This is a genomic window from Streptomyces sp. NPDC054847 (assembly GCF_053610925.1).
In genome coordinates this window covers 1-8697 of the sequence record NZ_JBSGZJ010000313.1, presented here as the reverse complement: position 1 = coordinate 8697, position 8697 = coordinate 1, and the positions used below count along the sequence as shown (strand labels likewise).

Here is an 8697-nt window from a genome sequence, read left to right as displayed (position 1 = left end):
CCGGCCACACGCGCGTCCATCCGGCAGCACATGGAGAAAGGCGGCACACCGATGACCCGGGTGCTGGTGGTCGAGGACGAGCCCCAGCTCGTCCGTGCTCTCGTCATCAACCTCAAGGCACGCCACTATGAAACGCAGGCCGCGACCGACGGCGCCACGGCTCTGCGCCTCGCCGCTTCTGGTTCCCCGGACGCGGTCCTGTTGGATCTGGGGCTGCCGGACATGGACGGCATCGAGGTGATCAAGGGTCTGCGGGGCTGGTCGAGGGCGCCGATCCTGGTCGTGTCCGCACGGCGTACGTCCGACGAGAAGGTCGAGGCGCTCGATGCCGGGGCCGACGACTACATCACCAAACCCTTCGGCATGGACGAGCTCCTGGCACGGCTGCGCGCTGCCGTCCGCCGCCACGACACCGCTGTGTCCACCGGCCCGGACGAGACGGCGATCGTCAGCGCCGGCGAATTCACCGTCGACCTGCTCGCCAAGAAGGTCAAACGCTGCGGCCGCGACGTGCGCCTCACCCCGACCGAATGGCACCTCCTCGAAATACTGATCCGCAATCAGGGCCGGCTGACCACGCAGAAGGAGCTCCTTCAGGAGGTGTGGGGCCCCTCCTGCGGCACGCAAACGAACTATCTGCGTGTCTACATGGCCCAGCTCCGGCGCAAACTCGAAGTGAACCCCTCCCGCCCGCAGCACCTCGTCACAGTGCCGGGCATGGGCTACCGCTTCGACAAGTGACGCGCCCCGAACGGCACCCGCTCGACCAGCAAAGATCGGAACACTCAAACCATGGGACGCGGCAAGCTTCGGATCTACCTCGGCGCGGCACCGGGCGTCGGTAAGACGTACGCGATGCTGTCCGAGGCGCACCGTCGTGTCGAGCGTGGCACCGACTGTGTGGTCGCGTTCGTGGAATGCCACGGCAGGGCCCGCACCGAGGTGATGCTGCACGGCCTCGACCAGGTTCCGCGCAAGGAACTCCCTTACCGCGGCACTGTTTTCACCGAGATGGATGTCGATGCCGTCCTGGAGCGGCGTCCGGCCGTGGCGCTCGTCGACGAACTCGCGCACACCAACGTTCCCGGCTCGCGCAACGCCAAGCGTTGGCAGGACGTCGAGGAGCTGCTCGAGGCGGGGATCCACGTCGTGTCCACCGTGAACATCCAGCATTTGGAGTCACTGGGCGACGTCGTCGAGTCGATCACCGGGGTGCGGCAGAAGGAGACCGTCCCGGACGAGGTCGTGCGCCGCGCCGACCAGATCGAACTGGTCGACATGTCCCCGCAGGCGCTGCGGCGCCGTATGGCCCACGGCAACATCTACAAGGCGGACAAGGTCGACGCCGCGCTGTCCAACTACTTTCGGCCCGGCAACCTCACCGCCCTGCGTGAGCTCGCCCTGCTGTGGACGGCCGACCGGGTCGACGAATACCTGCAGGAGTACCGGACAGAGCACCGTGTCTCGAGGATCTGGGGCTCCCGTGAGCGCATCGTCGTGGGCCTGACCGGCGGTCCCGAGGGACGTACGCTCATCCGCCGTGCCGCCCGCCTCGCGGAGAAGGGGGCCGGCGGCGAGGTCCTCGCCGTCTACATCGCACGCAGCGACGGCCTGACCTCCGCCTCACCCAAGGAACTGGCCGTCCAGCGCACCCTGGTGGAAGACCTCGGCGGGACGTTCCACCACGTCGTAGGCGACGACATTCCGCAGGCACTCCTGGAGTTCGCACGCGGCGTCAACGCCACCCAGATCGTGCTCGGCGCCAGTCGCCGCAGGCCCTGGCAGTACATGTTCGGTCGCGGTGTCAGCGCCACGATCGCCGTGGAGTCCGGACCCGATCTCGACGTCCACATCGTCACCCACGAAGGGGCGGCGAAAGGCCGCGGCCTGCCCGTGGCACGCGGTGCCCGGCTCGGGCGCTCCCGGACCCTGTGGGGATGGATCACCGGGATCGCCGGCCCGATGCTGCTCACCCTCCTCCTGACGGGCATCGACGCCGACCTCGGACTCGCCAACGACATGCTCCTGTACCTGTCGCTGACCGTGGCCGCGGCCATGATCGGCGGCCTGCTCCCGGCACTGGCCTCGGCAGCCTGCGGATCGCTCCTGCTCAACTGGTTCTTCACACCGCCCCTGCACCGGATCACGATCGCCGACCCGAAGAACATCGTCGCCCTGGTGATCTTCTTCGGTGTCGCGGTCGCCGTGGCCTCGGTCGTCGACGTCGCCGCCCGCCGCACCCACCAGGCAGCACGGCTGCGCGCCGAGTCGGAAATCCTGTCCTTCCTGGCGGGCAGCGTGCTGCGCGGAGAAACCAGCCTCGAGGCCCTGCTCGAACGGGTCCGCGAGACGTTCGGCATGAACTCCGTGGCTCTGCTGGAACGTACGAGCGACGTGGAGCCCTGGAGCTGCGCCGGCAGCGTCGGCAGCACTCCGGTCGGACGCCCGGAGGACGCGGATGTGGACATGCCCGTCGGCGATCACATGGCGCTCGCCCTCTCCGGTCGGGTCCTGCCCGCCGAGGACCGCCGCGTGCTGGGCGCCTTCGCCGCCCAGGCCGCCATCGTCCTCGACCGCCAGCGCCTCCAGCACCAGGCCGACCAGGCCCGCGATCTCGCCGAAGGCAACCGCATCCGCACCGCCCTGCTCGCCGCCGTCAGCCACGACCTGCGCACCCCGCTGGCAGCGATCAAGGCATCAGTCACCTCCCTGCGTTCCGACGACATCGAATGGTCGCCCGACGACCACGCCGAACTCCTAGCGGGCATCGAGGAAGGCGCGGACCGCCTCGACCATCTGGTCGGCAACCTCCTGGACATGTCCCGCCTCCAGACCGGTACCGTCAAGCCGATCATCCGCGAGATCGACCTCGACGAAGTCGTCCCGATGGCTCTGGGCGGCGTCCCCGATGACAGCGTCGTCCTCGACGTCCCCGAAGAACTCCCCATGGTGACCGTGGACGCCGGCCTCCTGGAACGCACCGTGGCCAACGTGGTCGAGAACGCCGTCAAGTACAGCCCCGACGGCACACCGGTCATGGTCTCCGCGAGCGCGATCGCCGACAGGGTCGAGGTCCGCGTCGTGGACCGCGGCCCGGGAGTCCCCGACGAGGTCAAAGACCTCATCTTCGAACCCTTCCAGCGGCACGGGGACGCCCCACGCGGCTCCGGAGTGGGGCTCGGTCTCGCGGTCGCCCGCGGCTTCGCCGAAGCCATGGGCGCCACCCTGACCGCCGAGGACACCCCAGCCGGCGGCCTCACGATGGTGCTCAGCCTCCCTTGCGCGGCCAGCCCACCACCCGCGCGCCTCGACCTCCCGACAGCCGCCTCATAGGGCTTCGCCGTCGGGGCCAGCGTCCGTGACAGCCCCGATCCGACCGCCGGTTCGATGGGCTCCTCTTCCATCGTGCCGCCGGGCGCTCGGATGCGCGTTGGGGTGCCGCGCCGCTGGACCGTCGCCCGCTGCGCCGGCCGGAGCCTCGGCCGCCGGGGCGGGTGGGTGACCTCCCGGCTGATCGTCGAGGTCGCGGCCGGTCGGGTCGCTTCACGATCTCGGTCCAGAAGAACCCGTCGGCAATGCCGGCCGCGAGGCGCCGGCGCTCCCGTCGGTCCACCGTCCCTCTGACGTATCGCCAGCATTGCCTTCGCCGTCAATTATTGCAACAGTGCGTTGCGTTCACTCTTAGCGCCATTGCATTGATTTACCGCACTCCACCTGGGCAGACGAATTTTCGTTGATTGACGAGTACGGAAACGCAACGTAGCTTTCGGTGCGCGCCAAACGCGTAATGTCGCGAGATGAGGAATGGCCATGAGCGAATCCCTCCACACCGTCACGCTGCCGACGGAGCGTCAGCCCGGTTGCCCCTTCGACCCGCCGGCAGAACTGCTCGACGCCCGCCGGCACGGCCCCATCAGCCGCTACACCCACCCCGGCGGGAAGCCCGGCTGGCTGATCACTGGATACGACCTTGTCAGGTCGATCCTGGCCGACTCACGGTTCAGCTCCCGCAAGGAACTCCTGAACGTAGTCGACTTCGAGCTCCCGCCGGCGCCGCCCGGCGAGTTCCTCCTCATGGACGAACCACAACACGGGCGCTACAGGAAACCGCTGGTGGGCAAGTTCACCGCACGCCGGATGCGACTGCTGACCGAACGCATTGAGCAGATCACCACCGACTGCCTGGACACCATGGAGGAGACCGGGCCGCCGACGGACCTGGTGACCGCGTTCGCCAAGCCCATCCCCACCATGATCATCTGTGAGTTGCTGGGGGTGCCGTACCAGGACCGGGACTCCTTCCAGGAACAGATCGACAAGTTCATGAACGGTGAGACCAGCGACGAGGACCTGACAGCGGCCTACACCGCGACCCAGGACTACCTGGCACAGCTGGTGGTCGCCAAGCGCGCCAACCCCACCGACGACGTGCTCAGCGAACTCACCGACAGTGACCTGACCGATGAGGAGCTGCAGGGCATCAGCCTGATCCTGCTGGCGGCCGGATTCGACACCACCGCGAACATGCTGTCCCTCGGCGCCTTCGCGCTGCTGCAGAACCCGGCGCAACTGGCCGCGCTGCGCGCCGATCCCGCCCTCACCGACCAGGCCGTGGAGGAACTGCTGCGGTACCTGAGCGTCGCCAAGTCGTTCATGAGGACGGCCCTGGTGGACGTCGAGGTCGGCGGCCGGACCATCGAGGCCGGCACGACGGTCGTCCTGTCCTACAACACCGCCAACCGCGACCCCGAGCGCTTCCCCGATCCCCACGTGCTCGACGTCCGGCGGGAGCCCGGCGGTCACCTGGCCTTCGGCCACGGCATCCACCTGTGCCTGGGCCAGCAACTGGCCCGCATCGAGATGCGGGTCGCGTTCTCCGCCCTGCTCAGCCGCTTTCCCACACTGCGCCTGGCCGTACCGGCTGAAGAGGTCGGCCTGCGCCCGGAGACCGCGGACATCTACGGAGTGAAGAGCCTCCCGGTCACCTGGGACGCGTGACCAATGAGGGATGTGACCACGACGGAGTCGTTCTGGGCGATGCGGCGGGTGAGGTGACTGCGGTTCCTAGCCAATGACGGGTCGCTCCTCGGGCAGGTCGTAGAGGCGGATACGCCGGCGCAGGGCGAGCGCGGAGGCCACCGTGATGGGTCCGAGGCGGCCGATGAACATCAGCACGATCAGCAGGACCTGTTCGGCGGAGGGCAGATCCGCGGTGATACCGGTGGACAGGCCGACGGTGGCGAAGGCGGAGATGACCTCGAACAGTGACTGGTCGAGGTTGATGTCGGTGAAGACCATGAACATCACCGTGGATCCGACGACGGCGGCCACCGACAGCAGCACCACCGTCAGCGCTTGGCGCTGGGTGTCGCCGTGCAGACGCCGGTGGAAGATGTTGACCGCGCTCTCACCGCGTACTTCGGCGTACAGGACGAAGAACAGCACGGCGAAGGTGGTGACCTTGATGCCGCCCGCGGTGCCGGCGCTGGCGCCGCCGACGAACATCAGGACGTCCACGCCGAGCCAGCTCGCGGGATTCATCTGCGCGGTGTCGACGCTGTTGAAACCCGCGGTGCGGGGCATCACGCCCTGGAAGAAGCCGGCCAGGAGCTTGCCGGGAACGTCGAGCGGTCCGAGGGTCGCCGGGTTGGTCCATTCGATCCCGGTGATGAACGCGCTGCCGCCGACCAGGAAGACCGCGCTTCCCCAGATCACGATCTTGGTGTGCAGCGACCACGACCTCGGCCTGCGCCAGCGGCGCCGGAGCTCGAACAGCACGGGGAACCCCAGACCGCCGGCGATGACCGCGCAGGCGATCGGCAGGCAGATCCACGGATCCGTGACAAAGCCCATCAAGTTGTCGGAGTAGAGGGCGAAGCCCGCGTTGTTGAACGCGGAGACCGCGTGGAAGACGCCCAGCCACAGCGCTCTCGGCCACGACTCGTCATAGCCCAGGCCGAAACGCAACATCAGTACCAGCGCCGTGAGCGCTTCCAGCAGCAGACTGACCTTGACCACGCCGAGGACGACCGACCTGACCTCTCCCAGGCCCAGTGTCTTGGTCTCGGCCGCCGCGGTCAGACGGGCCCTCAGCCCGAGCCGGCGAGAGACCAACACCACCAACAGGGAGGCGAACGTCATGATGCCCAGGCCGCCGAGCTGGATCAGGCACAGGATCACGACCTGCCCGAAACCGGTCCAGTAAACCGGGGTGTCCACCACGATCAACCCGGTCACGCACACCGCGGAAACCGACGTGAACAGGGCCTCCAGTACGCTCGCTCCGCCCGGCCCCGTTCTGGCCACCGGGAGCATCAGCAGCACGGTGACGACCACGACCGCCGCAGCGAACCCGGCCACGACGCCCTGCGCCGGATGCCGCAGACGCGGCCACCGCCGACTCACCACGGCAGCTCCGCACCGGCAACGGACCACAGTTCGATCATTCGCACCGCATGACGGTATCCACCTGAACAGCCATCTATACGCCTCTCTGACGCGAGCGCCGCGCACCTATACGCCTCCCTGACGTGTCAGGGTCACCTCGGCACCAGGTCGCGGCCTAGCCTTTCCCCATGACCGCTTCACACCTTCAGTCGACAGCACCGGTGCCCGGAGCAGCACCCAAGTCGCCCAGCTGTTCGAGGGAGGCCGTGTGAAGGTCGCCGGGAACGCACGCAGCGTCTGGCTCGCCATCTTCGCGCTCAGCCTGGCCGGGGCGACGCTGATGGTCTGCGGCTTTCTGATCCGGGCGGGGTGGCTTGTCGGAATCGGCGGCTGGATGGTGATCGCCGCTGTCCTCATCGCTTTCCTCTATCGCCCCAAAGGCCCTCCGGGCGGCCTGTAACGGCGAGCGCTGTGTGAGTTGAGGGGCGGCTCCTCGAGCACCCGCTTTACGCCTGTCGGAAACGCCCGCGGCTGGACGCAGGGACCGCCGGCAGCTGCCGCCTCCCGCTCCACGACCTCACAAGGCAATACACCTAGAGCGAAGCAAGGGCGTGGAACATCTCCCCTGCGCTGTTGGGAGTTTGTGGATGTTCCTGCCGTGGGCGCTTGTGTGGCTCCTGCCGCGCCCACTTCCGTGTCTGATCCTCGTCCTGAACGTGTTTCCCGTGGTCAGTGGCGCTTTCGCTGCTTCCGGCATGCCGTCACGACCCTCTCCTCCTCTCTGTGTTGTCAGTGGTGGAGGGGGTATCGGGTCTCCGGGCGGCGGGGGCGTCACCCGGCCTCTGGCGGGGCCGCTGGTGCGCCCGGCCAAGGGGCCGGTCGCGGAGGAGGGGGAGGCAGGGCTGATGGGCGGGAAGAGGGTCACCAATCCGGCGGGGTCGTCGAACTTGTTGCGCGCCGATGTGCTGCGCGTGCTGGGCGTCATGAAGGTCGCCACCGCCGACCAGATCCAGCGTGCGACGTTGCCGCACCTGACCTACCGGCACACCACCAAGAGCACCGAGGCGAAGCACAAGGAAGCCCGGACCGCCGCCCACCGCGGGGCGCTCACCGATCTGCGCAAACACGGCCTGACCCTGGACGGCGGCAGCAACAAGACCGGGGAAAGGCTGCGCCTGCTTACATCGCAGGGCCTGGAAGCCGCCTCCTACGAACTGCAACGGCCGATGGACGAGATGGGCGGCACCGCCCGCGGCGCGGGCCGCACCGGCGCCACCCACGCGATGACGGTCAACGAGGCGATCTTCGCCCTGCTGCGCCCGACGCCGGATCTGGCGCTGCTGGAGAGGGAGCCACTCGAGGTCCAGGCTGCCGCCCAGGCGGTGGTGGAGGCAGGTGATGGGATCGGCGCGATCGCCTCGTATGCGACGGAGGTGCCGCTGCCGGTCACCGGCGCCTGGGGGAGTGCGGGCAAGGGCGGGGCGCAGGCGGACATCGTGGTCTCCGCTCCGCAAGCCGGGGTGCCGGTGGGGTCGTACGACGGCTCTCTCACATCGACCTGGCTAAGGGCGTGAGCGGCTTCGCAGCCGATTGTCTGTCGCACGCTGGCCCGCCGACCGACCGGCGGGCCGTCACGAATTCCTTGGGCTGAGGACGCTGCCTACGGAGCGGTCAGCTCCGCCTGAAGCTGCGGTGCCAGGTATTTGAGTGGAATGGCGGTGTCGACTACCGAGCCGATGCTGGCTCCGGTGTTTTGCAGCGCATGGAGGGAGATCATGTCACCGACGTTCAGCTGAAGAATGGTGGACACATCCTGCGAAAGGGGCTGGGCGAGCTGACGATCAGCGGCGACGATATTGCCATTGACCGCAATGAACAGAGACTGGGTACTTGAAGCAGGCACCGCCGCCGGGGTGGTCCAGAAAAGTCTTCCCTGAAGGAGGTAGCGCCCAGCAGTGTGTACCACCAACGTTGATGACGTTGCATCAAACATTGTGTCTGTGTCGAAGTCGGCGCCACTGAAATTGATCTGAGTGACGGTGTCGTTCGGGATGGTCTGGCTGGTTTCGGAGTAGATACTCGCGCCGGCATGGACGGTGGTCCCGGCAGGTCCAGTGGCGCCTGTCGCTCCGGAGGCACCCGGTTCGCCTGGCGTACCCGGCTGCCCCTGCGGGCCTGTCGGGCCGGTGGGGCCGGCCGGTCCCGTGCCGCTACCGGCAGGCCCGGTCGGACCAGCGACACCCGGGATGCCCTGCGGACCGGTGTCACCCTTGGGGCCTGCCGGGCCTGCCGGGCCTGCCGGTCCGGCAG

The 8697-nt window shown here is 68.1% G+C and carries 6 protein-coding genes and 1 pseudogene; 5 read left to right on the top strand and 2 right to left on the bottom strand.

Annotated elements, in window-relative coordinates:
* Nucleotides 1-51: 51 nt before the first annotated feature.
* The 3 genes from ACWGH4_RS25370 (at nt 52) to ACWGH4_RS25360 (ending at nt 4998) form a co-directional block, all read left to right on the top strand.
* Nucleotides 52-741: a response regulator gene (locus tag ACWGH4_RS25370; RefSeq protein WP_453464961.1), complete on the top strand. Its 690-nt coding sequence runs from the start codon at nt 52-54 to the stop codon at nt 739-741.
* A 51-nt stretch (nt 742-792) separates the two neighbouring features.
* Nucleotides 793-3333 (top strand): DUF4118 domain-containing protein, encoded by a 2541-nt coding sequence (locus ACWGH4_RS25365; RefSeq protein WP_453464958.1) that lies wholly within the window; start codon nt 793-795, stop codon nt 3331-3333.
* Between the two features lie 477 nt (nt 3334-3810).
* Complete coding sequence (locus ACWGH4_RS25360) at nt 3811-4998, top strand: cytochrome P450 (protein ID WP_453464955.1); 1188 nt, start codon at nt 3811-3813, stop codon at nt 4996-4998.
* 66 nt (nt 4999-5064) lie between these two features.
* Here the strand turns inward: ACWGH4_RS25360 and ACWGH4_RS25355 are convergent, their stop codons facing one another.
* Nucleotides 5065-6408 (bottom strand): TrkH family potassium uptake protein, encoded by a 1344-nt coding sequence (locus ACWGH4_RS25355; protein WP_453464952.1) that lies wholly within the window; start codon nt 6406-6408, stop codon nt 5065-5067.
* Between the two features lie 247 nt (nt 6409-6655).
* On the opposite strand from ACWGH4_RS25355, the gene ACWGH4_RS25350 reads away from it, so the two are divergent.
* Together ACWGH4_RS25350 and ACWGH4_RS25345 are read left to right on the top strand one after the other, a co-directional pair.
* Entirely contained in the window at nt 6656-6847 is a 192-nt protein-coding gene (locus tag ACWGH4_RS25350) for a hypothetical protein (RefSeq protein ID WP_453464949.1), read from the top strand.
* Between the two features lie 445 nt (nt 6848-7292).
* Nucleotides 7293-7961, top strand: a complete 669-nt coding sequence (locus ACWGH4_RS25345; RefSeq protein WP_453464946.1) for a hypothetical protein — start codon at nt 7293-7295, stop codon at nt 7959-7961.
* Between the two features lie 86 nt (nt 7962-8047).
* Here ACWGH4_RS25345 and ACWGH4_RS25340 read toward each other — a convergent pair.
* A pseudogene (locus ACWGH4_RS25340) lies at nt 8048-8697 on the bottom strand (hypothetical protein); the annotation flags it as partial.